Origin of the sequence: Pristimantibacillus sp. PTI5 (assembly GCF_048572955.1) — a bacterium.
GTDB lineage: Bacteria > Bacillota > Bacilli > Paenibacillales > Paenibacillaceae > Pristimantibacillus.
Genome location: NZ_CP183886.1, coordinates 1,187,165 through 1,211,454, shown reverse-complemented (window position 1 = coordinate 1,211,454; position 24,290 = coordinate 1,187,165). Strand labels below are relative to the sequence as shown.

Here is a 24,290-nt window from a genome sequence, read left to right as displayed (position 1 = left end):
AAGGGTTTGCTTGTTATGAGGCAAACCCTTTATACTCATAATAGAGCATAGGCATCGAAAACTACCCTACAAAAGGAGTGAGATGGCTGTGAAAGCAGACAAAACCATCGGTACCGCTCATCCAAAATGGTTCGGGCTCGCCCTGCAGGCGCTCGTGGTTTTATCGCGAAAGTCAGACATCTATCCAAGCGCAGCCATTGCCGATTGTTTGAATTCAGAAGCTACGCAGCTTCGGAGAGTGCTTGCCAAACTGTCCGGAGGGCAGATTATCGAAACGAGGGAAGGCCGTGACGGAGGCTATAGGCTTAAACGTCCGCCCGAGACGATCACGCTTGCCGAGGTTTATATTGCCCTAAAGGTTGGAGAACCTCTTTGCAGCGGGATGCTGGAAACGATAGGCAGCCAAGATTCGGAGCTAAGCATGAAATCAGCCTTTGTGGATATTGCGAATGAAATTGAGCAAAATACGATTGAAACGCTGAAGCAGTATACGATTGCACAGCTTGCGGAAAAAACGATATCCTGTTCCAATTCGTGAGTCATTTGATTTAAACTTAGTCGATTGACAAAAACAAATGCACGAACTATACTGTGTATATAAATAATACAGTTATTCAGACATTAACTGTGCGGATCTACGCACAGTAAAAATTTGGTTTTAACTGAGTTGAATTTTGCACAGATAAAAATAATCTTTTGGAGGGAATTATAATGTCATCAACGCAAATCGATTCGCAAGTCGCTTTTCAAACAAACGAGCAATCCGCTGCGGGTTTTTTCGAAGTGCTAAACAGCCGCCGTTCGGTACGGAAATATGACAGCAGTGTCGTGATTTCGGAAGCTGAAATTCTTGAGATTTTGGAAATTGCTACAAAAGCTCCTTCTTCTTCAAACATGCAGCCTTGGCGTTTCCTTATCGTGACGGACCCTGAGCTGAAGCAGAAATTGCAACCCATCGCATTTAATCAACAACAAGTGGCCGAAGCATCCGCAATTGTAATCGTGCTTGGCGATTTGGAAATGTACAGCTTGTCCGACAAAATCTATGGCGCTTCAGTTGAAGCCGGATATATGACCCAGGAAGTTGCGGATAACTTCATCGCCAACTCCACTAAGATGTATTCAGGTCTTCCTGCCGAGCGTCTGAAAGAAATCGTTGTGTTCGATACGGGCCTTGTGGCGATGCAAATTATGCTGACTGCCCGTGCAAAAGGTTACGATACCGTGCCAATGGGCGGCTATAACCGCGATCAAGTAAAAGAATTGTTTAATATCTCGGACCGCTTTTTGCCGACTTTGATGCTTCCGATTGGCAAAGCAGCCACAGAAGGTCATCCAACAACGCGTTTGTCGCTTGACGATATTGCTTCTTTCAATAAGTTTTAATTTAAATATAAGAAAACATAAATAAACCGGCCTCTCCTTTGACGGGGGGCCGGTTTTATTGTATTCAATATAAGTAGTTATGAGCGCTCTTTTCTAACCCTGCTTATATTTCACCGCGGAACGGGTCATCCCAGAAGTCCGACTGCCGATCGCGATTATGTGATCCGAAGTGCAATTATTGAAATACGGTATCGTTGCTTTCTTCCTTCGGACTTTGTTTATTACGGTAGAAATACCAGCAGTCATTAAGCAGCTTGATTTGTCGGCGGTCTTTTTTCTGAAAAGCGCGCATCAGTTGGTTGCACAGCCACTGCGGCATACGTATCGTCCTCCTCCCGGGGCCTAACTTGTTGTAATATTACAATATGGGGAAGGGCGAGTGTCCGTGCAGGTCCAAACTAATTGCTCTGTTCTTCTTCGTATTCCTCATACCACTGCTCGAGCTGGGCTTGCAAAGCGCGTATTTCCGTCAAAAGGGAAATCAGCGGATAGGATTTCTCCTGCACGCCCGCAAAATCCTTCTCAAGGCTGTTAATGTAATCGAGTCCGGATACGATGCGGATGGACGAATCATGCAACTCGACGTCATTGCACTCCGCAACCGCGTAAGGCAGGCTCGGTACATGTTCAGCCGTCAATTTATCGATTTCTTTGTGAAGCCGAAGATTGAGCGCGCTCAGCTGATAAGCGTGCGATTCGGGCATTTCGACAAAAAGAATGCCGTCATTTTGTTTCAATAAGACATAGCGCATTGTTGCCATAATTAATATTGGTCTCCCCTCGGTATGCTGCCGTGTTTCTTTTGCGGATTTTCTGCGTATTTAATAATTCCTACTTGACAGTGTAGCCTATCGCGGCTTTAAAATTCAAGTAGTTGGGGGAGAATAATCAATGAATAATGAGGCTTTGCAGCAATGGGTCGAGCAGCTTTCAATGACCTTTTTCGGTCGTCCGTTTTTACATGTTGCAACATTTAACTCACGCCTGAAGGCAACGGGAGGACGTTACTTTACACGCTCGCACAATATTGAGATCAGTCCGCACCAGCTCGCGGCCTTTGGACCCGAGGAAACCGAGAAAATTATCAAGCATGAGCTTTGTCATTACCATCTGCACATTATGAAGCGGGGATATCAGCATCGGGACGCCGATTTCAAACAACTGCTTGCCCATGTCGGCGGTTCGCGCTATTGCCAGTCGCTTCCTGAACGCGCGCAGCGCAAGCAGCAGCCTTTTCGATATAAGCTCATTTGCACCAAATGCGGGATGGAATATTTGCGGAAGCGCAAAGTTGACCCGGTCAAATATGCGTGCGGGAAATGCCGCGGAAAATTACTGATGAATTTGATTGACAATAAAACAGCTACATGATATATTATTACTTGTCACTTTTACTTTTCCCTGATAGCTCAGTTGGTAGAGCACTCGACTGTTAATCGAGTTGTCACAGGTTCGAGTCCTGTTCGGGGAGCCAGATTTGGAGAGATACCCAAGTGGCTCAAGGGGACCCTCTGCTAAGGGGTTAGACTGCGTAAGTGGTGCGAGGGTTCGAATCCCTCTCTCTCCGCCACAATTTTTTCCACAAGAGTTTGCAACGGCAAGACCGTTCATCCGGTCTTTTTTATTTGCCAATGAGGTTGCAAATGGTGGAAAATCTTTATTGAAGTGATTAACACGGCCCGTTGGTCAAGTGGTTAAGACACCTCCCTTTCACGGAGGTAACAGGGGTTCGAGTCCCCTACGGGTCACCATTTTCTCAAAGTGAAATAGCTCTACGGAGCTCGATTGTTTTGACAGCGAGAGCCATTAGCTCAGTTGGTAGAGCACCTGACTTTTAATCAGGGTGTCGAAGGTTCGAGTCCTTCATGGCTCACCATTTCTTAGCAGGACTAAGCAATGGGAGTGAAGGATGTCAACTTATAAATGTGCGGTAGTGGTGGAACGGCAGACACGCTATCTTGAGGGGGTAGTGTCCCATGGACGTGCAGGTTCAAATCCTGTCTACCGCACCATAACTTACTTCTTGCCGATGTATATAGGTGAACTTAGAAGGTGTCATTTTTAGTGCACTTTTCTGATAGATGATGCCACTTTATATTCAGATCATAAAATCTGACTAGAGAGTGGTTTTTTCGTTATAAGTTACTCGAACCGTCCAAACAGATGCATCATTAGAGATGAGGAGCTGTAAACATGAAAATAAACTTAAACTTTACGAACAAGGGACAAGCGGCGATTGGGAAATTCAATAACGAGGAATTGCTTGAGATTTTTGCACGGTACAGCAACACATTGATGAAGAAATATTCGATCGAAGTAACGGTACCTGCCGAAGGAAATGAAGCCATTATCGAAAAAGGCACATTGTCGGTATACGTAGACAAAATCGAATGCGATGTAGAAACTTTCTTTAAAGAACTGGGAAGAGACGTAAAGGTTCCTTTGAAGAAAAGACTCACGCCTGAGGACAAGTTGGATAACGTTTTTAAAGCCGAGACGATTGAAGCTTAATCGATTTTTTCCGGCACAAAAGCTTGTAAAAAAAATGCTTGTACTTTGGCGAATAAGCTGATATAATCATTTTTGTTGTCTTAGACAACATCGCGTTTATGTAAGAACGGCCCGTTGGTCAAGTGGTTAAGACACCTCCCTTTCACGGAGGTAACAGGGGTTCGAGTCCCCTACGGGTCACCATTTATTCTCAAAGTGTACCAGCTCTAATGAGCTCGCTGGCAGTCACACCGAGAGCCATTAGCTCAGTTGGTAGAGCACCTGACTTTTAATCAGGGTGTCGAAGGTTCGAGTCCTTCATGGCTCACCATTTGCTCAGCATGTCAATTCGAGTGGGAGCATTAAGATCCTTCAAATGTGCGGTAGTGGTGGAACGGCAGACACGCTATCTTGAGGGGGTAGTGTCCAATGGACGTGCAGGTTCAAATCCTGTCTACCGCACCAAACTTTATAAACTTTACGGCTCTAGCTATAGAGTCGTTTTTTTGTGTGGTTTGGTATATACATACGGTTAAATTAGTGCAGAAAGAGGAGCAGTTGATAATAAGTTCATGCCGTTATATATTTATGGAATGGAGGTGCAGCCATGCCGGGGGTTCACAGTAATTTAAAGGAAATCATGAGGGCAAAGGATCCAACCTTATCGATAAGGCAGCTTGCCAAGGATATCGATTACCATTTTGATTCGGTACGGAAGATGTACAAGGATGAGATGGTACAATATCCGCGAGATCTGATATGGAGGCTCTGCAAGTACTTTAATGTAAGTCCAGGACATTTTATCGTTGTCATCCATGATGACGAGGATCCAAACAAATAAAAGGGAACCCTGTACATCCTGTATAGGGTTCCCTTGTTATTTATATGAAGCTTACGCTGAAGCAGCTACTTCTTCCGCATGTGCTTGTGAGATTTTGATAAGCATCGAGCTAGGATCGGATAGAACCTCTATTCCCTCATGGAAAGCAAGATCGGAGACATGCAGATGATCGCCGATTCCAAGTCCGCTAATATCAACCTCAAATGCGCTTAGCAGGTTATCCGGCATGCAGCGTACCTCAACCTCGTACATTTCTATTTGAATAATGCCGCCTTCTTTAACACCCGCCGGGTCGCCGGTGAAGTGAATCGTTACTTTAGAATCCATGCTCTCATTCATATTCAATTGATGAAAATCGACATGTACGATTTTATTGCTGATCGGATCTCTTTGAATGTTTTGAATCAATACAGGCTTATTTCCTTGAGCCGGAATTGCGGCAATTAGAATGGCCCGCTGATTGTGCTTTATTGCTGAAAGGATATCCTTTTCGCCTACGATGACTGAGATGCTGCCAACATCCTTGCCATACACGATGGCAGGAACCTGGCCTTGCTTTCTTAGTGCGTTAATTTGTGACTTTGTTTGATTGACCCGTTCGCTTAACTGGATAGAATTGCTCATTAATGTTGCCTCCTAATCGAATGGGTTGCTTTGAAGCTGACAATAAAAAAGACTGATTAGCAATGGAATGTCTAATCAGTCTGCTAACGACCATATTTTCTTGTCATATGTTAATTTTATCACAAGTTCCGTCATTGTCAAATGAGATACCGGATATTGGCTTCATTGACAAGAAAATATGGTCGTGTTAAGGTTTAGGGAGCAGACAGGAGCGGAAGCAGCAACCATTAGCTGCAAAAAAAACCATTTCGATGATCACCATCAGCCAAATGCATAAGGAACGCATGAGAAATAAAGACATCTTTATTTCTTTTTTTTATATCCGAATGTAAGAAAATATAAAATATGGGAGTGATTACTTTGAAAAAGGGATCAATAAAACATAATGTAGCTTTCCTCGGAACGAGTTTGCCAAGAGAATGCGGCCTAGCTACCTTTTCGCAAGATATGATGAATGAGATTGAACGAATACAAGACTTTAATAAACCTCGGATGATTGCGGTTAACAATAATAAAGCCTATGTTTACGGCAATCAGGTTATGGGGCAGATTGGCCAGCAAAACCGTTCGGATTACGCTAAAACAGCGGTAGAGCTCAATCAATCAAACATCGAATTATTAGTCATACAGCATGAGTTTGGCATCTACGGCGGAGAAAGCGGGGAATACATTTTAGAGTTGGCGGAGAAGCTTACGATCCCGTTTATCGTCATTTTCCACACCGTGTTGTCCGAACCGAGCGTTCTACAGCTCTCCATTATGAAGCGGCTGGCAGATTTGAGCTTCAAGGCGATTACGATGGCACAAAATAAAATACAGGATTTGCACGAGATTTATGGCATAGACCGCGACAAAATCGAAATGTATCATCATGGCGTACCTGTCGTAGCTGCGGAGTCCCGTACAGAACTTAAGAAGCGTTACGGCTATTCCAATCGTCAGATTCTATCCACCTTCGGTTTTTTAAGCCCGGGGAAAGGAATTGAATACGCCATAGAGGCAATGAGCGGCGTTGCAGCGAAGCATCCGGATGCCCTTTATATCATTTGGGGAAAGACGCATCCCGTTGTTAAACAAGAGGTTGGGGAAGTGTACAGACAGAAGTTGGTTGACCTTGTATCAAGGCTTGGCTTAGAGCAGCATGTTGCGTTTGTCGACAGGCATTTGTCGCAGGAGGAGGTCGTACATTCGCTTGTGCTTTCTGACATCTATATGACCCCCTACTTAGGAAAGGATCAGGCGGTTAGCGGAACGCTTGCGTTCGGAATTGGTTACGGAAGGGTTATTATTTCGACGCCGTACCGTTACGCCGTTGAGATGCTGGCTGACGGCCGCGGCTTGCTTGCGGATTTCCGTGATGCGGTCTCGTTGCAAAATCATATCGTAAATGTCCTAGACCATCCGGAGTTGAAAACAGAGATGGAGAACAGAACCCTTGCTCTCGGGAGCACGATGATGTGGAATGAAGTAGCGAAGTCGTATGCTGTTCTTTTCCGTGAAATCATTGCCCAAAGCTATGCTTTAAAAGGGAGCGCTGTATAATGGTCCAATCGATGACGCGGCCGTTCCTGTCGGATTATTTGAAAAGGCTGACAGATGATACGGGAATCTTTCAGCATACGAAATTCGGTATACCCGACAGAAATAAGGGGTATACCTCTGACGACAACGCGCGAGCTCTGATTGCAGCGGTCATGCTGTACAAAAGTAGAAAAGATGCGGAATCCTTGAATCTCATTCGCACCTACTTGGCTTTTATCCACCATGCTCAAAACGAAGAAGGAAGCTTTCGGAATTTTATGGACTACAACCGCATGTTTATTGAAAAAACGGGTTCTGAGGATTGCTTAGGACGTTGTTTGTGGGCGCTCGGTTTCACGCTTGCGGAATCCGCGGTACCTGATAATTTGAGGAATACATGCAGATATATGATTAATCAAGCTCTTCCGAGATTAAGGAGTCTCGGCTCGCCGAGAGCGATGGCCTATGCGCTCATTGGATTAACTTCGATGCTGGAAACACCGGATGCTCTGAGCTACAGCTTTCCTTACCCGGGCAAGGAATCGGATGACCCTTCATTTCTGCCGCGGGCAGAGATCGAACTGCTGGTTAAGGAATTAGCAATGCGCCTGCATACGCAGTATGAAAGCAATAAAGGGAATGGCTGGCATTGGTTTGAAAATAGCATAACATACGGAAATGCGATGCTTCCTTGGGCACTTCTCAAAGCTTCGAATTTCTCACATACCGAACAATATCGGCAAACGGCTAAGGAAAGCCTCGACTTTCTTGCATCAATCACGTTCTCGAAGGAAGGTTATTTTAAGCCCGTCGGCAGTCATGGCTGGCTTGAACGGGGCGGTGAGGCAGCCTTGTATGATGAACAACCTATAGAGGCCTCCGAGATGCTACTGGCCTGCTTTGCCGCTTATAAAATCTTAGGGAACCATACGTATCTCGTTCACGCATCTACCTGCTATGAATGGTTCCATGGCCGTAATTCGCTAAATGAATCATTGATAGATGCTCAAAGCGGTGCCTGTTACGATGGCATACATGCTGTCGGGTTAAATCTAAATCAAGGGTCTGAGAATATCGTCTCTTATTGCATGGCTCATATGGTGATGCATCATGAATAAATTTGCAGCGATTCTAGCCGGCGGTGGCGGAACCCGTTTTTGGCCATTATCCCGTCAGGAGCTTCCGAAACAACTGATTAATATCAGTGGCAACGATATTATGCTCAATGACACGATTGAAAGATTTAACGGGGTTATCCCGTTGGAAAACACGATTGTAGTGACCAACCGCTCGCAAGCGGTGTTACTAGAAAGCATTATGCATAAGAGCGTTCAGCACGTAAATATTTTAGTAGAGCCTGTAGCCAAAAATACGGCAGCCAGCATTCTGCTGGCAGCATTATTTATCGAGAAAAACCATGGGGATTCATTGATGGTTGTGTTTCCTTCGGATCATCATATTACGGAAGAAGAAAAATTCAAGAAAACGTTGGAAGATGCCTGCGATATAGCCATGAAGACTGATAAAATCGTTACGATAGGCATTAAGCCTACCTTCCCGTCGACCGGCTACGGATATATTTCATACCGAAGCGAACCGGCCCTAACAAAACCCTGCAGCGTGTATGAAGTCGCTGAATTCGTGGAAAAGCCAAATTTCTTAAAGGCGCAGTCCTATCTGCAATCCGGCCATTACTTATGGAACAGCGGCATGTTTATATGGAAAACGTCTTGTATAATTGACAATTTCAAAAGATTTCTTCCGAGACTTTATAAAACGATGATGCCTTTAATAGAATATTTGGGCACCGGTCGTGAAGAAGAAATGATCAATGAAATCTATCCGTTGTTACAAAACATTTCGATTGATTACGGAATTTTAGAGAGAAGCGACGAGGTCGTCGTGATTGAGGGCGATTTCGGATGGAATGATATTGGCAGCTGGGATGCCCTCGGAGCCATATTCCCGCCAGATGAGCATGGTAATATCGTCAAAGCAAACTACCTCGGCATTGATACGCGTAACTCTATCATTTATGGAGAAGACCGGCTCATAACGACCATCGGAATCGATGGGCTAATTATAGCGGATACTAAGGATGCTCTCCTGATTTGCGCCAAGGATAAGGCGCAGGAGGTTAAGGAAATCGTCAAGATGCTGAAAGATAAAGGAATGCAGGAATACGCCTAAGGAAGGCTAATGGACACTATGATGAAGCTAGAATGGAAAACTAAAACCTGTAAAGAGCTGCTGCTTGAGTATCAGCCGGCTCCGAACAAAGGCCGGAAGCTTCATTTTGCCGGAGTAGGAGAGAGGGATGTTTATAATATTACAGCCCCTTTCTGGAATGAAGGAGAGCTGTATATTGCCGGACGCGTGGAAGAACGACACTCGGAGGAATCCGAAATTATTTTCTTTACCTGTCGAAATGCCGTATGGACACCGAAGCTGGATTTACCTAAGTTTCAGCTGCAGGATCCTTTTATCACGCGGATAAACGGGGAGTGGGTATTCGGCGGCGTTCATCTTTACTTTGATTCAGAGGCTTCCAGGACGATCATCGGCTGGAAAACCGTGCTATATCGAGGGGCGAATTTGCATGAGCTCGTCCATGCTGCCACAGGCCCCTGGAATATGAAGGACATTCGATTATCGGAGCTTTCCGATGGAAGAATCGGTATTTTCTCGCGTCCGTTCGGCATTGAAGGCACAAGAGCCGTTATCGGCTTCAGCATACTGGATTCTTTTGAGGATTTATCGGAAACCGCGATTATTAAAGCCCCGCTTTTTCGAGATCAGTTTCTGAAGGATGAATGGGGAGGGGCTAATGAGATTCATTTGCTTAAAAATGGGTTTCTCGGCGTATTAGGCCATATCTCTTATACGGATGAAGCCGGACTTCTGCATTATCATGCGATGTCGTTTGTGCTCAATCCGTTGACGAGAGAGAAATCGCCAGTCAAAATAATAGCGACCAGGAGTGACTTCCCGGATGGCCCGGCAAAACGCCCGGATCTTGTAGATGTCATATTCAGCGGTGGGCTGGTTCGAGAAGCGAATAACCGAGCTGTGCTATATGTGGGAGCCAGCGATGCGGAAGCTCATTATTTAGATATTGCGGATCCGTTTTCGGAGTACGAAACGATTGCATGATAATCAAAGAGGGCACTCTTCATGAGACAGCCCTCTTTTCTATTTAATCGTAAAGAAAATCGCAAAGTAGCGTTATTTTTTCACAAGCTATGCATACATTTGGGAACGCTTCCTTGGTAAACTGATTGCATCAACCTTAAGGAGGATGCAGTCATGCTTAAAGTAGCCATTATTGGCGCAGGTGCCATCTCTAACGCGCACATCTCTGCGTATTTAAATTTCCCGGAGCGCTGCCAGATCGTAGCGGTAAGCGATATTTATGAAGAGAAGGCACAGGCCCGCATTCAGCAGCATCATTTGGAGGCGGAGGCCGTATCCGATTATACGCAGCTTCTGAAGCAGGATATAGACATCGTATCGATTTGTACGCCGCCATACACCCATGCAGAGCTTTCTGTCGCTTTTCTGGAAGCAGGCGCGCATGTGCTGGTGGAGAAGCCGATGGCGTCTTCCCTAGAGGAATGCGATATGATGAATGAAGCGGCGGAAAGGAGCGGGAAACTGCTGTCCGTCGTAGCCCAAAACCGGTTCAGGACACCCATGATGAAGCTGAAGTCGGTGCTGGAAAGCGGCTTGGCCGGTAAAATCGTCCATGCTCAGATTGATTCGCACTGGTGGCGCGGGCATTGCTATTATGATTTATGGTGGCGGGGCACCTGGGAGAAGGAGGGCGGCGGCTGTACCTTAAACCATGCCGTTCACCATATCGATGCCTTAGTATGGATGATGGGGCGTCCGTCCGAAGTACAGGCGTTTATGTCGAATGTTTCACATGATAATGCGGAGGTAGAGGATTTATCGATCGGCATCTTTCGTTATGAAGACGGTGCGCTTGCCCAGGTTACAAGCTCCGTCGTCCATCACGGGCAGGAGCAGCAGCTTATTTTCCAGGGGGCTAAGGCGCGCGTATCCGCACCATGGCAGGTAAAAGCATCAACCGCGACGGGCAACGGCTTCCCGGAGCAGAATTTATTACTTGAAGCGGAGCTGCAGCGCTGTCATGATTCTTTGCCGGAGGTTGCGTATGAAGGACATGTTGGGCAAATTGACAATCTGCTCACTGCCATCGAGACCGGAGCTCCGCTGCTGATCGATGGCGTAAGCGGCCGCCAAACGCTTGAAGTCATTGTCGGCATTTACAAAGCCGCAAGCACAGGAAGGCTTGTCTCTTTTCCGATATGCTCAGACGATCCTTTTTATTCGAGAAGCGGCATGCAGGCCAACGCGATCCATTTTTATGAAAAAAGCGGTTCCGTGGCTAACTTCGCGGATCAAGCGATCACAACCGGCAGCGATTATAAATGATGAACTCAGAGCGGTCTCGGATACCGCTTGCTGTGAAACTGTTTCCGGTATTGATGCGGCGTGATGCCTAATTGCGCTTTGAACATTTTGCAAAAGTAGGAGCTGTTTGTGATGCCGATTTCTTCCCCGATGCGGGCAATCGAATACTCCGAAGAGGTCAGGAGCAGGATGGCTTGCTGCAGCTTTTTGGCGGTAACATAGTCGGATATGCTGCTTCCTGTGCAAGCCTTGAACAGATGGGAGAGATGATGGGGAGACAGATGCAGCTCGCCTGCCATCTGCTCCAGCCGCAGCGGTTCTTTGTAATGATCCTTGAGCCATTCCAGCATGCGCTCCGCCTGATGGGGCTGACGAAGGGTATCCGGAGAAGCGGCGGAAGGCTTGAGCTGCTGCTCCCACAGCTGCTTGAAGGCCCGCAGAAAGGTTACCAGAAACAAAGAAAATTCCTCATAATACTCGCCTTTGGACAAGTGCGGCAGAGTCTGCTCCCAGCTTCCGAGCAAGCTGTTCAGCGGCTCTGCATCTCCGCTGTGATACATACACGGTTCAGCTAAGCTTCCCGTATAGATATGCTTATAAAAAGCCTGCAAGCTGGGCCATTTCTCAAAATAGCTTTCGTATAATGTAGGCTCAAAATGCACAATTGAGCGAATGAACGGTGTGTCAGGAGATAATTCGACCTGTACATGATGCAGCTGATAGGGCTGGAAAACACATAACATGCCGGGCGCAAGCTCATAGCTTTTTTGCTCAACAATCAGCGTTCCTTTGCCTTCATGCACGATTAAAATTTCAACGCCTTGGTGAGCGTGGAACGTCCCTTGATAATTCTCGGGTCTGTCGTTCGCGCGTCTATGGGCAAAGTATAGCGGGGCATCTCGAAGATTGACATTATGGATGTAAGACACGGCAAGCACATCCTCGCTGCAAAAGTGGTTACATGCTTTTAGTTTACCATACTAGCACTGGCTTTTTGCTGAAATGGTTAAGGCCTGATCGTGACTCTGGTGTTGATGGGAACGAGTTTGGAGAGGGCCAGGACATCGTCATTATACATACGAATACAGCCATGCGAAACCAAATGTCCAATCGAAGACGGATCATTTGTGCCATGGATGCCATAGTGGGGCTTAGACAGTCCCATCCAAAATGCCCCGAACGGACCGCCAGGATTGGCTTGCTTGTTAATAATCGTAAATTCGCCGGTTGGAGTCTGGGTCACCATTCTTCCAATGCCGACAGGGAATGAACGAGTGACGATATTGCCGTCGAGCAGATGCAGCTTTCGATCGGAAAGATCGACAATAATCCGGTAATCAGGCATGGCGGCTTCACTCCTTTTTCCTTATGTTATGTAGCGGTGCGGAGGTTTGCTTCATGCAGGAATTCAAATTAAATAAATAACAAGGGGGGCCTGATGAGGCCCCCCTTTGTTATTTAATGCCCTGTAGACTCGAAGTCATTAGACAGTTTCAATACTTCAAATACTTTGAACAGCAGGCTCAATACGATTGCTACGACGGTGGCTAGCGCCATCCCCGAGAGCGTGAAATCGCCGATCGTAAGCTTTACGCCGCTTAAGCCCGTCACGAGTACGACAGTCGTGAGGAACAGGTTGGTAGGCTTGCTGTAATCCACTTTGGATTCCACAAGCATACGGAAGCCGGAGGCTGCGATAACGCCGAACAGCAGCAGGGACACGCCGCCCATAACCGGTTCAGGAATACCGGAAATCAAAGCTGAAAATTTACCCGAGAACGAAAGCACGATGGCAATGACTGCCGCGCCTCCGATGACAAAAGTGGAATAGACCTTCGTAATCGCAAGTACGCCGATATTTTCCCCGTAGGTCGTGTTAGGCGTGGAGCCTACGAACCCTGAAAGAATCGTCGAAACCCCGTTGCCCAGCATCGAGCGGTGAAGACCCGGATCCTTCGATAGGTCTTTATCCACGATATTTCCCGTTACGACAAGATGGCCAATGTGCTCGGCTATAACGACGAGAGCGGCAGGCGCAATCGCTATGATTGCCGTCCACTCGAATACAGGGAAGGTGAAATGCGGCAGTTGAACAATGCCGTTATCCGCAAGATTGCTGAAATCGGTAAAGCCTATGAAATAGGCAAGCACATAACCTGTAACAATACCGATCAGTATCGGAATGATGCGCATGAAGCCGCGGAACAGCACGGAACCAAGCACGGTGACAGCAAGCGTGACGGTGGAAAGGGTTACGATTTTCGGATCCTGCGACCATACTGACGCATCAGCACCAGGCTTGCTAATCCAGCCAGCCATTCCTGCGGCTACGGGAATAAGCTCCAAACCAATAATCGCAACAATCGCGCCCATGGCCGCCGGTGGAAACAAAACGTTGATCCAGCCCGTGCCTGCCGCTTGAATAATTAGCGCGACAATCGTGAAGATCACGCCGGAAATAATAAATCCGCCGAGAGCTGCCGCATAATTGCCTCCGCCGGCAGCTTGATCGCCAATGACGGCGCCCGCGGGTGCAAGGAAAGCAAAGCTTGACCCTAGATAAGCCGGAATCTTGTTATTGCAAATCCATAAATAGAGCAGCGTGCCGATCCCGTTCATAAGCAGGCAGACAGCCGGATCCACGCCGAGAATATTCGGAACAAGCACGGTGGAGCCGAACATGGCAAAGAGATGCTGCAGGCTCAGAAGAAAGCTCTGCAGAGCAGGCGGCCGATCAAGGACACCAATTGTATTTTTCATGATGAAAACTGCCTCCAATGATATGTAGTTTGTAAAAAGACCCTTGATGATTCTACATATTCATTATCGGTTTGGCAAGTGTTTTCTTAATCATAGGATGAACGGGATCGAATATATTAATGAAGGAGGAGGCGATGGCCGAATGGAATTGTGGACGGTATGGCTCATACTCGCCGGTATTTTATTAGTCGTTGAGATGCTTACGCTTACTTTTTATTTGTTATGGCTGGGGATTGGCGCTTTAGTCGCGGCGGTCATCGATTGGTTCTGGCCGGGCTCCTTTGTCACTCAGCTCATTGCAGCCTGCTTGGTCGTTCTTGTCCTGACGTTCTTTACGGGTCCTATTACTCGCCGCATCCATTCCTCGCGAGGTTATAAGGACGTAGTGGACGATCTCGTTGGAAAGCAGGGAATTGTGCTTGAGGAGACTGGAGCGGGAGCGCCCGGCATCGTCAAAGTAGGGAATGAAACCTGGAGCGCCGTATCGAATACGCCGCTGGCAAAGGGGGATCTTGTTCAGGTCGTAAGCCGCGGGAGCGCGGTGCTCCAAGTCGAGAAATGGGGAGGCTAATCGTACATGGGTTATGTTGTAGCCATTATTTTAATAGCGATTGTCGTTGTGTTTACGTCTTTATCAATTAAAATCGTACCGCAGCAGCGAATAGGCGTAGTTGAGCGTCTCGGTAAATTCAACCGGCTCCTGACACCAGGTGTTAATATTCTGATTCCGATTATCGACCATGTGCGGACTTACCATGATCTTCGCATTCAGCAAGCGAATGTGCCGCCTCAAACCGTCATAACCAAAGATAACGTCCAAGTAAAAATTGATACGATTATTTTTTATCAGGTAACGGGACCAGAGCAAGCTACATACGGCATCTCTGATTACGTTTACGGCGTTCGGAATATTAGCACGGCAACCATGCGGCAAATTATCGGCAAAATGGAGCTGGATGAGACATTGTCCGGACGCGAGAAAATTTCATCGGACATTCGGATCGCCCTCGATGAAGCGACGGAGAAGTGGGGCGTGCGCATCGAGCGGGTCGAGGTCATCGATATTCAGCCGCCCGTCGATATTCAGGATGCGATGGATAAGCAAATGAAGGCCGAGCGGAGCAAACGGGCGATGGTGCTTGATGCGGAAGCGGCAAAGCAGGATATGATTTTGCGGGCTGAGGGCGACAAGCAGAGCAAAATCTTGAAGGCCGAGGGAGATAAGGAGGCTCGCATCCGTCAAGCAGAAGGCCAGCGCCATGCGCAGGAGCTTGAGGCGCTCGGGGAAGCGAAAGCGATCCAGGCGATTGCCGAGGCGGAGAAAAGCCGAATTGAGCTGATACGCTCGGCAGGGCTGGACGAGAATATTCTCACTTATCGTTCGCTTGAGGCTCTCGCGGATATCGCCAAAGGTCCGGCGAATAAAGTGTTTATTCCAACCAGAGCGGTCGATACGCTGGGCAGCATCGGCGCGATTGGCGAGATGCTCAGAGCAAGCAAAGAGTAGGAGTCTATCTAATGAAAACAGCTGGGCAAAACAAACGTTTTGCCCAGCTGTTCTTGTTTATTCTACACCCCAAAACATGCCTCTAATTCGTCCGCTGAGCAGCCAGCTTATTCAAATCCGCGAGCATGGCTTTATATTCCGTCGAAGCCGTATATTCTTTTAGGAATGCCTTCCAATCCTCGATAGATGCCGCGCCCATAATGACCTTGAGCTTAAACTGTTCCATATTATGATTAAGCTCGGCATATTTGCCTGAATGCCAGAGGCTTCCAGCCTCTGGCAGAGTGATGGCGGCGTAGGAGGTTTTTCTCCATTCCGTGACGGCTGCTTTATACTCGTCCCGAATGTTATCCGAGAGATGGTCAATCCTGCTGTTGTTTTTGAGCATATCGGTTTGTCCGAACAAACTGTTGGCCGCTTCTTGATCTGACTGCTGCCACCCCTCGATCGTTTCCCACCCGCCGTTTTCGGTTTTCTCAAGCCCGTAATCCAGCCAAGCCAAAATCTGCTTAATCTCCAGCTTCGAGGTTTTGGATACAATGTACGTCCCGTTTCCCTGCGTCGCCCATGGCGCGATCGGGGAACTGGCTGAAACGGCGCGTATGCTTTTCAGCGGCAGCCAAACGGCATTTTCACCGGTAAGACCAGCCGCTTGGCTAATCGTCATCGAGGCCAGCCCTGCTTTGCTGCCGCGCAGCTGCTCGTTGGATTGTTCTCCAGACATGACCGCAAACTCTTTGTCTATCAAGCCTTCATTATACGCGCGGACAAGCCATTGCAGCGCCAGCGTCTCTTCATCGCTAACCGCATGGTCAACAACGCTTCCGCCTTTAACCGAGAAGCGGTCCGGACTGCCCGTATAAGCATGCTCGATCCATGATAGTGTGCCAAGACCCGTTCCGTCTAAATAACCAGTAAGTCCCACGGTGTCATGCTTTCCGTTGCCATCCGGGTCAAGCTCGGTAAATTTTTTAAGCGTTTGAAACAGCTCCTCCATCGTTTGCGGCTGGGCTAAACCAAGCTTATCCAGCCAATCTTTGCGGATCGCGGGGAATGCGGCATTATGCGGATCGCCCGGCCGCGGCACGCCTAATATTTTACCGTCAACGACCCGGCTGCCAGGCCCGCTCTGAGCCAGCGCCTTGAGTCGTGGGAAAGCTTCGAGCTGAGACGTCAAATCATTTGAAAAGCTCGCAATTAGCTCGTTCTGAAATATGTAAGAGTCGTCCAGCAGCATTAGCGATGTCGGCTCCCCAGCGGCAATCATGACCATCATTTTCTGGCGATAATGTTCCGGACCGACCTGCACATAATCAACGTTCATCTTCGTCGCTTGCTTTAAATCATTGAAAAGCCTGTCAGTCTGCTCAATGACACCGTTATCTATTTTCGTCATTACGCTGAGCCTTGGCAATGCCAGAGGATCGCTGACACGGGCATAACGCTGCTGGGCGTTCCACTCCACGCGCAGCCCGCTAGCTGCAGCAACGAGACGAAGCGGTATCCAAAATGTCTGCTTGTCAATAAAAGGGGCGACGGGAAGCCCTTTCAACCATGTTCCGCCAACTTCCGCTTGAGCAAGATTTTCTTGGAAAATAAACGTCGGTTTATTTGCTTGGACAGCTACCAGCTTCCGCTCCTTGGCCTGCCATTCTATTTTGTAACCAAGCCCCTCCAGCAAGCTTTTGCCCGGTACCATGACGGTTCCTTTAATCAACCGCGGCGGCAGGGACAGAGCGACTGGCAGGTCTTGAAAATAGACGTTAACGGCTGTTCCGTCAGGGTTATGTATTTCGTCGTTTAATTTGGAAGTTCCAGTCGGAAGGATATCGGCTGCCGCAGGGTATGGAATGGCGGTTAATAAAGCTGCGGCAAGCGCCGCGGACATGACGGTTTTGGTTGTCTTGCGAAACCTGTTTCGATTCATAAGATACCCTCTTTTCCATAATTAGTATTTACTAATAGACGTGTGGAAACAGGAAAGGTTTCAGGCTCTTTAAAGTCTGTCGGTTTCGAGTACGAATCGTAACATTCTTGGCTAGTATGGCAGGAGTCCCCCGGATTAAACTTAGAAAAGAAAGCGCTTCAAAAAAAGATCGAGGAGGAATAAATGATGAACAAAGTGAAATACGGCAGAGGCATGGGATTGATCATTGCGATGCTTCTGCTAATTCAAACCGCTTACTTTGCCCCAATGGCCATTGCGGAAGCGCAGGCGACGGATACGAATGAAACCGTCTATGCCTTTGAGGCCGAGGCGGCAGTCAATTTGCTAAGCGGGAAGGCAGAGGTGAAGGCTTGCGAGGCAGCCGTTGGCTGCTCAGGTAATCAGCTGGTCGGAAGCTTATGGGGAGGATCGGCGCTGCAGTTCAACGATGTCATTGTAGCGGATGCCGGTGTTTATACGATGACTGTGCACTACATATCGGGCGATCCAAGATCCTTTGCCGTTAGCGTAAACGGCGGCGCAAGCGACCGCTACGATCCCCCGAAAACCGCGGATTGGAATACGCGGGGCGCCTATGAGCTTCAGCTTGAGCTGAATCAAGGCGCAAACACCATTACGTTCGATGACGAAGGCAGCTACTCGCCGGACATTGACCAAATCGAGCTGCGCCGGGCCGGTACAGGCACCGACCCGAACGAGCCGCCCGCTGGCAGCGGACAAGTCTATGAGGCAGAAGCGGCTGTTAATACGCTAACAGGCAATGCTGCCGTACGCTCCTGCAAAGCGGAGACGGAATGCTCCGGCGGCAAAAAAATAGGCGATATTTGGGGAGGCTCAACGCTTCTATTCAATGAGGTAACCGTACCTTCTGCTGGTATCTATACCTTGAAGCTGAGCTATATTTCCGGTGATCCCCGGCCCATTGCGATTAGCGTAAATGGCAGCGAAAAGGAAACCTATTCACCGCCGCAGACGGCAAGCTGGGATACCGTCGGCACATTCAGCCTTGAAGTACAGCTGCAGGAAGGCAGCAATATGATTTTGTTCGATGATAACGGGGGATGGTCTCCGGATATCGACAGTATTGAAATCATTGCCTCCGAATCTCCCGGAGAGGAACCAGGTGATATCGATGGCATCACCCAAATCGGCGCAGAGGTCGATTCCGAGAAGTTTGGGTCCATCCAGGTGGAAGAGCATGAGACTGGCGTAACCTTGTCCAATGGCATTTATAAAGTAACGTATAATACGGAGTCCGGCCTTTCGGCATACGATTGGAACGGCAAGACGATCGCCAAGGGCTTGTACAGTAGTATTTTGCTCGATAAGCAGCTGGACAGCAAGAGCTATGCCGAGCACCGGTTTGCCATGAACAAAATCGAGAAAATAAAAGACGGCCATGGCAAGGGCATTCGGGTAACGATCGAAAACAGCCAAACTGGCCTACCGACGATGACGCAGATTTACCAAATTTACGAGCGTTTGCCGTATTTCCTCGTTAGCCAGCAGGTGAAGGGCGAGCAGCTGCTAAGCACGAACGAAATGTCGCCGGTTGTCTTAAACGCCGCAGGCGGCATTGATATTGGCAGCTATTCAGACAATCGTGTGCTGGTCGTTCCCTTTGACAACGATGCGTGGTCGAGGTATCAATCGCGAACGGTCAATACAAGCTTGAACACGAACAACTACATCAGCTCGGAGCTGACAGCCATCTATGACAATACGAGCCGCAGCGGCCTTGTGATCGGATCGGTGACCCATGATCAGTGGAAAACAGGCGTGTATTGGAGCGGTTCGAACGACCGCGTGAACAAGCTGAAGGTATACGGCGGATTTACTTCGGCTGCCTCGACCCATGATACGCTTCCGCATGGCCAAATCACGGGTGAGACCTTAACATCGCCGCAAATTCTCGTGGGTTATTATACGGATTACCGCGATGGCCTGGAGAGCTTCGGCCAAGCGAACGCTGCGGTTGCTCCGCCGCTGGCATTCAAACATGGCGTTCCGAAGGGAGTCCCTGTAGGCTGGAACAGCTGGGGCGCCTATGAAAGCCATTTAAGCTATGACAAGGTTGTGGCTGTGTCCGATTTCTTTAAGAAAAACCTGCAGAAGTCTTCGTTTGCGAATAAAGGCAATGTCTATATTAATATGGATTCTTATTGGGACAATCTGTCTGAGCAGCAGCTGAAGCAAGCAGTCAAAGTCATAAACGATAACGGACAGAAGGCCGGCATTTATTATGGTCCGTTCGTTTATTGGGGCGACAACATGGAGCAGCCAGTCGAGGGCACGAATGGGAAGTATAAGTATGGCGATATTATTTTGAGGGATGCAAGCGGCAATCCTTTGCCGAAGGTGGACGGCGCTTACGCTGTCGACCCGACTCATCCAGGCTCCAAGCAAAGAATAGAATATTACTTTAAGCGTTTTCTGGATTATGGATTTGAATATATCAAGATTGATTTTCTAAGCCACGGTTCCTTTGAAGGCAAGCATTATGATCCAAAGGCTCAGACGGGAATTGAGGCGTATAACCAAGGGATGGCCCATATCAATAAGGTGCTGGAAGGCAAAATGTTCATCAGCGCATCGATTGCGCCGTTATTTCCGAGCCAATATGCACACGCGAGACGCATATCCTGCGATATTGACGGCACGCTGGGCAGAACCGAATACCAATTGAATAATCTGACCTACGGCTGGTGGCAGAACGGAACGATCTATCCGTATACCGATCCCGACTATATGACGCTGGCAAAGGGCGGTTCCTATGCTGCCTCGCAGACGCGGGTTAATTCTGCCGTTATTTCCGGTACGGTTTATCTAAATTCTGATGATGTCAATGATCCTGCAGCGCAGGAGCTGATGAAGAAGCTTCTGACGAACAAGCAGGTGAATGAGGTTGCGCTAAAAGGCAAAGCTTTTAGAGCGGTCGAGGGCAATACAGGCACGGCAGCCGCGGATACGTTCGTTATGAAGGATGGGAAGGATTATTATCTCGCCGTATTTAATTTCACGAATGAGACGGCTGCAAAGACCGTGGATTTCGCAAGGGCAGGCATACCATCGTCTTCTAATGCGAAAGTGACCGATCTCTGGACGAACGAATCGAGCCAGGCTGCCGGGTCGATGCAGGTAGATTTGCTTGGCGCGCAGTCGAAGCTGTACAAAATTACGGTAAAATAAAACGGCAATCGTCGAAGACTTCAATTAACTAGCGCAAAATAATAAATCCCTCGGGCAGCAAAATGCTCGAGGGATTTTTTTGGGCGGACCGGATCCGGCAATCATCGTCCGGGAATACGGATCGTAACGGTGGTTCCGATGCCGAGCCTGCTGAAAATCGATACGCCGTAGGAGTCTCCGTATAACAGCTTGATTCGATTATCCACGTTGCGGATACCGTACCCCGATAAAGCGTCGCCTTGGGACGGCAGCTCTTGATCGCTGGTTCTTCCTTCCTGCATACGCATACCCATTCCGTCATCAATAATTTTAAACACGATGTCCGGTCCTTCGCGGCAGGCTTTAATCATGATATTAATCCCGAGCTTGTCATCCCAAATGGCATGATTCATCGCATTTTCTACGAAAGGCTGAAGCGTCAGCTTGACGATCGGGCAGGGCAGCACAGATTCGTCAATTTGATAATGCACGCGGATAAGATCCGCGAACCGAATTTGCTGAATAGCCACGTAGTAACGGGTAAGTTGTATTTCCTCGTGAATCGAGATTTGGTTTTTGCCTTTGTTTAGGGAGATGCGGTAAAACTTAGCGAGATCGGTGACCATTTTATTCATCCGCTGATCCGAATTGCGAATCGCAAGGGAGGAAATAGAAGCAAGCGTGTTATATAGAAAATGCGGATTGATTTGCGCTTGCAGCACATTCATCTCCGCTTCCTTCTTGTCGATTTCCTTCTTGTACACATCGGAAATCAAATTGCTGAGCCGCTGGGACATTTTCCGCAGCACATTGCCGAGCTGTCCGATCTCGTCCCGGCCGAGCGGCCGGATGTCGATATGCTCGAATTCTTCCCTTTCGATGCGGCGAATGATGCCGACGAGATACTCGACCCGTTTGGTGAACAGCCTCGCTGTAATATAAATGAGCAATGCCATGATGCCGAAGCTGATCAAAGCCAGGATGAAAATCCGTTTTGCGGTTTGATTGGCTTTTGCCAGAAAGCTGTTGTAGGGAATGAGCGCAACGCTCTTCCAGCCGAATTTGGTCGTATTGTAGACCACCAGCATTTTCTCCCCGTTATAGGTGCTGTCGAATCGGCCTTGCAGCTTGCCGGGGAAAGTATCCGGCACGAATTTCTTAAGCGGGCGGTTCAACATGCCTTTGTCTTTTGCGGAAATAATGAAGCCCTGATCGTTAACGATTAAGACGGTTTTCTCCGCCGTCTCCTTCTCCATGAGCCGGAAGATGTCCGATTCCAATATATTTATGGTTAAAATCCCGTATGCGTTGTCGAGATTGCTTATGTTCAGCATGCGCGTCAACGTAAACATGGGCGGCTGGTCCACGACGGGCGGCGTGGATACGAACCGGACATTGCCGTAGGTATCGAGCAGCGAGCGATAGATCGCCGATCTTCGAAAGGCATCGTCGATTCGTTTAATATAGATGCCGTCGGCGGGCAGCGAATCGTTGTTAATGTATATGGACAAAGAATGTATATCGGGGTTCGTAGTCAGCATGTTGGAAAACGTATTATTGATGTACTGATACGCGTCCACGAACAGGGAAGGGTCCTGCGTATAGTTGTTTGTCAGGTAAGCGCGCAGCGTATTGTTCAAATACATGGTCGCCGAAAGCTTTGTGTACGTATCCAGCTTATTTTCCAAATTGGAATTGATTTGAGCGACAGATGCGACAGAGCTCGTATACATTTGGTTAGAGAGCTCGCTCTTTATGGTTTGATAAGAATATAAGACAAAAAACAGCAGCGGGAGAATAGCGCCGAGCAAAAACATCAGGAACAGCTTTTCTCTCAGCCGTAAATTCGTAAAAGGCTTGGTCATCCAGCCTGCTAGCCTTTTCATGCTTCTCACTCCAGCCTATAAATACATTTTTCGATATTCATTAGGGGTACTGCCTCTATGCTTATGGAAGATGGAGCAGAAATAAGAGACATTCTCATAGCCCACGCTATGCGCAACCTCGCGAACCTTAAGCGCTTTATCCTTCAGCAGCTCAGCCGCCTTGTTCATGCGGAACTTCGTCAAATAATCGAGAATCGTCTCGCCCATCTTTTCCTTGAAAATCGTCCGGATATAGTTGGGGGACAGATAGATCTCCTTCGCGATTTCTTCGACCGTTAGCGGCATATGATACCGTTCTCCAATGAGCTTCACGATTTGCTCGGCTATCGCTTGATTTCGGTCGATATCACGATCGTTTGCCGCTTTCCTCACCTCATCGCAGAAATGCATGACATAAGCCTGCATATGCGCGGCCGAGCCCATGGACGAAATTTCCTTCCAATGATCGACAAGCAGCCACTCTCTGAGCGAGCCCGCCAGCATCATGGAGAAATGCTGTTCTAAAGCGGTTAACAGCCGGATTATCGCTCGGATCGCAAAATTCCGGTCAATCCGTTCTCCGCGGACCGCCCCGAAGAAAGACGCAATGTGCATGCTGATCTGCTCCGAATCCCCCGATTGGATGGCAGAGGAAAGCTTTGCCGCGAGCTGCTCGCTCTCATCATCCGTTTGTTTGGTTGGCTTCAAATCTTGCGGAGAGAGAACGGCTCCGCTTTGCTCGTAAAACTTCTCCTCATTGCAGGCCCTCGCTTCCGCGCACGCATTCCATATTTCTTGAAAACCCGTATGCGGATCTGACAAGCCTATCGTAACCTGCGAGCCGTAGGATGGCTCCGAAGAAGAAGCCAAATCCGCTCGGAGCCGCTCCCAAAAGGCGGTAGTCGATTGCGTCTGCTGCCGCTCGTCCTGCCATTGAAAGAGTACGAATAAGGCATGAGGCTCGTCTTCAACCATAATAAACGTATCCAGCCTCTGCCTTGCAGCCGATCGAAATTGCTCGATTTTGTCGCTTGACGCACTTTGGGCGGAGGGCTGTGCGGTGCCGGGATAGACCGGGGCAGGGTCGAAGGTTACGTATACGGCAGCAAACGGCTTGTTTTCCGCAAAATCAGCTGCGCTAAGCTCCCATTGATTTGCCCATTCCTTGCGTTTCTCCGCGTTAGGCTCGCGCAGGATACGCATCAGCAGCTTCTCCCGCATCCAATCTCCGCCTTGATCCGCGAGCTGCTCTTCTTCGCATTTTTTCTTGACCTTTTCGAGTAAGGCCAGAAGCTCCTCCATATCGATCGGCTTCAATAAATAACCGGCCGCTTCAATGTTGAGCGCGGCCTTTATATATTGAAACTCGTTATGTCCGCTCAAATATATGATTTTTACGTTTTTGTCGATTTGCTTTGCTCTTCTTCCGAATTCAAGCCCGTCCATGATCGGCATGCGGACATCCGTAAGGATGATGTCGGGCTTTAGCTCTGCAAGCTTACCGAGCGCTTCTTTGCCGTTGCGGGCCGTACCCGCGACCGAAATCCCGATTTTATCCCACGGGACATAATGCTCAATCGTTTCCAATTCAATGGCTTCGTCGTCCACTATCAAAATGCTATACATGAAAGTCCCCACCTTTCTATCACGCAACGGGATGTTTTACTAGTTTATCCGCTATAACGTTTTTCAACAATGGAGCGCTTTGAACTGTGTCGATTTGGGATACGAATCGTTAAATGC

22 protein-coding genes and 8 tRNA genes are annotated in these 24,290 nt (G+C 48.2%); 21 read left to right on the top strand and 9 right to left on the bottom strand.

The features are described from left to right. The first annotated feature begins 88 nt into the window (after positions 1–88). Positions 89–538, top strand: coding sequence for an RrF2 family transcriptional regulator (locus ACN6MW_RS05660; protein WP_419874579.1), 450 nt, complete (start codon positions 89–91; stop codon positions 536–538). A gap of 173 nt (positions 539–711) precedes the next feature. Next, positions 712–1,386, top strand: coding sequence for a nitroreductase family protein (locus ACN6MW_RS05655; RefSeq protein ID WP_419874578.1), 675 nt, complete (start codon positions 712–714; stop codon positions 1,384–1,386). Positions 1,387–1,561: 175 nt separating this feature from the next. Here the strand turns inward: ACN6MW_RS05655 and cmpA are convergent, their stop codons facing one another. Both cmpA and ACN6MW_RS05645 read right to left on the bottom strand, forming a co-directional pair. Beyond that, a complete protein-coding gene (gene cmpA, locus ACN6MW_RS05650; protein WP_308994264.1) occupies positions 1,562–1,705 on the bottom strand; it encodes a cortex morphogenetic protein CmpA in 144 nt (47 codons plus the stop codon). 79 nt (positions 1,706–1,784) lie between these two features. Next, positions 1,785–2,147 carry a hydrolase/acyltransferase gene (locus ACN6MW_RS05645; RefSeq protein WP_364146512.1) on the bottom strand — a complete coding sequence of 121 codons (363 nt, stop codon included), beginning with the start codon at positions 2,145–2,147 and terminating at the stop codon, positions 1,785–1,787. Positions 2,148–2,277: 130 nt separating this feature from the next. Here ACN6MW_RS05645 and ACN6MW_RS05640 point away from each other — a divergent pair, with 130 nt between their 5' ends. The 11 genes from ACN6MW_RS05640 (at position 2,278) to ACN6MW_RS05590 (ending at position 4,717) form a co-directional block, all read left to right on the top strand. After that, on the top strand, positions 2,278–2,757 hold the full coding sequence (locus ACN6MW_RS05640) for a SprT family protein (protein WP_419874577.1): 480 nt from the start codon (positions 2,278–2,280) through the stop codon (positions 2,755–2,757). A 27-nt stretch (positions 2,758–2,784) separates the two neighbouring features. Further along, positions 2,785–2,860 (top strand) — tRNA-Asn (locus ACN6MW_RS05635). A gap of 5 nt (positions 2,861–2,865) precedes the next feature. Continuing rightward, positions 2,866–2,956: transfer RNA gene (locus ACN6MW_RS05630), tRNA-Ser, on the top strand. Positions 2,957–3,062: 106 nt separating this feature from the next. Then, a tRNA-Glu gene (locus tag ACN6MW_RS05625) sits at positions 3,063–3,137 on the top strand. A gap of 49 nt (positions 3,138–3,186) precedes the next feature. Continuing rightward, positions 3,187–3,262: transfer RNA gene (locus ACN6MW_RS05620), tRNA-Lys, on the top strand. A 51-nt stretch (positions 3,263–3,313) separates the two neighbouring features. After that, positions 3,314–3,398, top strand: a tRNA-Leu gene (locus ACN6MW_RS05615). 181 nt (positions 3,399–3,579) lie between these two features. After that, a complete protein-coding gene (locus tag ACN6MW_RS05610; protein WP_364146515.1) occupies positions 3,580–3,897 on the top strand; it encodes a hypothetical protein in 318 nt (105 codons plus the stop codon). 108 nt (positions 3,898–4,005) lie between these two features. Continuing rightward, positions 4,006–4,080: transfer RNA gene (locus ACN6MW_RS05605), tRNA-Glu, on the top strand. Between the two features lie 51 nt (positions 4,081–4,131). Then, a tRNA-Lys gene (locus ACN6MW_RS05600) sits at positions 4,132–4,207 on the top strand. A 49-nt stretch (positions 4,208–4,256) separates the two neighbouring features. Further along, positions 4,257–4,341 (top strand) — tRNA-Leu (locus tag ACN6MW_RS05595). Positions 4,342–4,483: 142 nt separating this feature from the next. Further along, the gene (locus ACN6MW_RS05590) at positions 4,484–4,717 is read left to right on the top strand and encodes a helix-turn-helix domain-containing protein (RefSeq protein WP_364146686.1); all 234 of its coding nucleotides are present in this window, start codon (positions 4,484–4,486) and stop codon (positions 4,715–4,717) included. A 51-nt stretch (positions 4,718–4,768) separates the two neighbouring features. Here ACN6MW_RS05590 and ACN6MW_RS05585 read toward each other — a convergent pair whose 3' ends face one another. After that, entirely contained in the window at positions 4,769–5,341 is a 573-nt protein-coding gene (locus ACN6MW_RS05585) for a 50S ribosomal protein L25 (RefSeq protein ID WP_419874576.1), read from the bottom strand. A 360-nt stretch (positions 5,342–5,701) separates the two neighbouring features. On the opposite strand from ACN6MW_RS05585, the gene ACN6MW_RS05580 reads away from it, so the two are divergent. The 5 genes from ACN6MW_RS05580 (at position 5,702) to ACN6MW_RS05560 (ending at position 11,320) form a co-directional block, all read left to right on the top strand. After that, positions 5,702–6,883, top strand: a complete 1,182-nt coding sequence (locus ACN6MW_RS05580; protein WP_419874575.1) for a glycosyltransferase family 4 protein — start codon at positions 5,702–5,704, stop codon at positions 6,881–6,883. Beyond that, positions 6,883–7,980, top strand: a complete 1,098-nt coding sequence (locus ACN6MW_RS05575) for a glycosyltransferase (protein WP_419874574.1) — start codon at positions 6,883–6,885, stop codon at positions 7,978–7,980. The genes ACN6MW_RS05580 and ACN6MW_RS05575 overlap by 1 nt, the downstream gene beginning before the upstream one ends. After that, a complete protein-coding gene (locus tag ACN6MW_RS05570) occupies positions 7,973–9,052 on the top strand; it encodes a mannose-1-phosphate guanylyltransferase (protein ID WP_419874573.1) in 1,080 nt (359 codons plus the stop codon). The genes ACN6MW_RS05575 and ACN6MW_RS05570 overlap by 8 nt, the downstream gene beginning before the upstream one ends. A gap of 18 nt (positions 9,053–9,070) precedes the next feature. Next, positions 9,071–10,015, top strand: coding sequence for a DUF1861 family protein (locus ACN6MW_RS05565; protein WP_419874572.1), 945 nt, complete (start codon positions 9,071–9,073; stop codon positions 10,013–10,015). Between the two features lie 153 nt (positions 10,016–10,168). Next, positions 10,169–11,320, top strand: coding sequence for a Gfo/Idh/MocA family protein (locus ACN6MW_RS05560; protein ID WP_419874571.1), 1,152 nt, complete (start codon positions 10,169–10,171; stop codon positions 11,318–11,320). A gap of 5 nt (positions 11,321–11,325) precedes the next feature. Here the strand turns inward: ACN6MW_RS05560 and ACN6MW_RS05555 are convergent, their stop codons facing one another. The 3 genes from ACN6MW_RS05555 to uraA form a co-directional block, all read right to left on the bottom strand. After that, positions 11,326–12,228 (bottom strand): AraC family transcriptional regulator, encoded by a 903-nt coding sequence (locus ACN6MW_RS05555; protein ID WP_419874570.1) that lies wholly within the window; start codon positions 12,226–12,228, stop codon positions 11,326–11,328. A 77-nt stretch (positions 12,229–12,305) separates the two neighbouring features. After that, complete coding sequence (locus tag ACN6MW_RS05550; protein ID WP_419874569.1) at positions 12,306–12,644, bottom strand: L,D-transpeptidase; 339 nt, start codon at positions 12,642–12,644, stop codon at positions 12,306–12,308. A 113-nt stretch (positions 12,645–12,757) separates the two neighbouring features. Beyond that, positions 12,758–14,059 (bottom strand): uracil permease, encoded by a 1,302-nt coding sequence (uraA, locus tag ACN6MW_RS05545; RefSeq protein ID WP_419874568.1) that lies wholly within the window; start codon positions 14,057–14,059, stop codon positions 12,758–12,760. A 142-nt stretch (positions 14,060–14,201) separates the two neighbouring features. Here uraA and ACN6MW_RS05540 point away from each other — a divergent pair, with 142 nt between their 5' ends. Beyond that, positions 14,202–14,630 (top strand): NfeD family protein, encoded by a 429-nt coding sequence (locus ACN6MW_RS05540; protein WP_364146704.1) that lies wholly within the window; start codon positions 14,202–14,204, stop codon positions 14,628–14,630. A gap of 6 nt (positions 14,631–14,636) precedes the next feature. After that, positions 14,637–15,566 (top strand): SPFH domain-containing protein, encoded by a 930-nt coding sequence (locus tag ACN6MW_RS05535; RefSeq protein WP_364146706.1) that lies wholly within the window; start codon positions 14,637–14,639, stop codon positions 15,564–15,566. An 82-nt stretch (positions 15,567–15,648) separates the two neighbouring features. Here the strand turns inward: ACN6MW_RS05535 and ACN6MW_RS05530 are convergent, their stop codons facing one another. Then, a complete protein-coding gene (locus ACN6MW_RS05530) occupies positions 15,649–17,493 on the bottom strand; it encodes an extracellular solute-binding protein (protein WP_419874567.1) in 1,845 nt (614 codons plus the stop codon). A gap of 183 nt (positions 17,494–17,676) precedes the next feature. Between ACN6MW_RS05530 and ACN6MW_RS05525 the strand changes: the two genes are divergently transcribed. Then, on the top strand, positions 17,677–20,703 hold the full coding sequence (locus tag ACN6MW_RS05525; RefSeq protein WP_419874566.1) for a carbohydrate-binding protein: 3,027 nt from the start codon (positions 17,677–17,679) through the stop codon (positions 20,701–20,703). A gap of 101 nt (positions 20,704–20,804) precedes the next feature. Here ACN6MW_RS05525 and ACN6MW_RS05520 read toward each other — a convergent pair whose 3' ends face one another. Both ACN6MW_RS05520 and ACN6MW_RS05515 read right to left on the bottom strand, forming a co-directional pair. Beyond that, positions 20,805–22,568, bottom strand: coding sequence for a sensor histidine kinase (locus ACN6MW_RS05520; protein ID WP_419874565.1), 1,764 nt, complete (start codon positions 22,566–22,568; stop codon positions 20,805–20,807). Between the two features lie 15 nt (positions 22,569–22,583). Continuing rightward, on the bottom strand, positions 22,584–24,173 hold the full coding sequence (locus tag ACN6MW_RS05515) for a response regulator transcription factor (protein WP_419874564.1): 1,590 nt from the start codon (positions 24,171–24,173) through the stop codon (positions 22,584–22,586). Between the last annotated feature and the right edge of the window lie 117 nt (positions 24,174–24,290).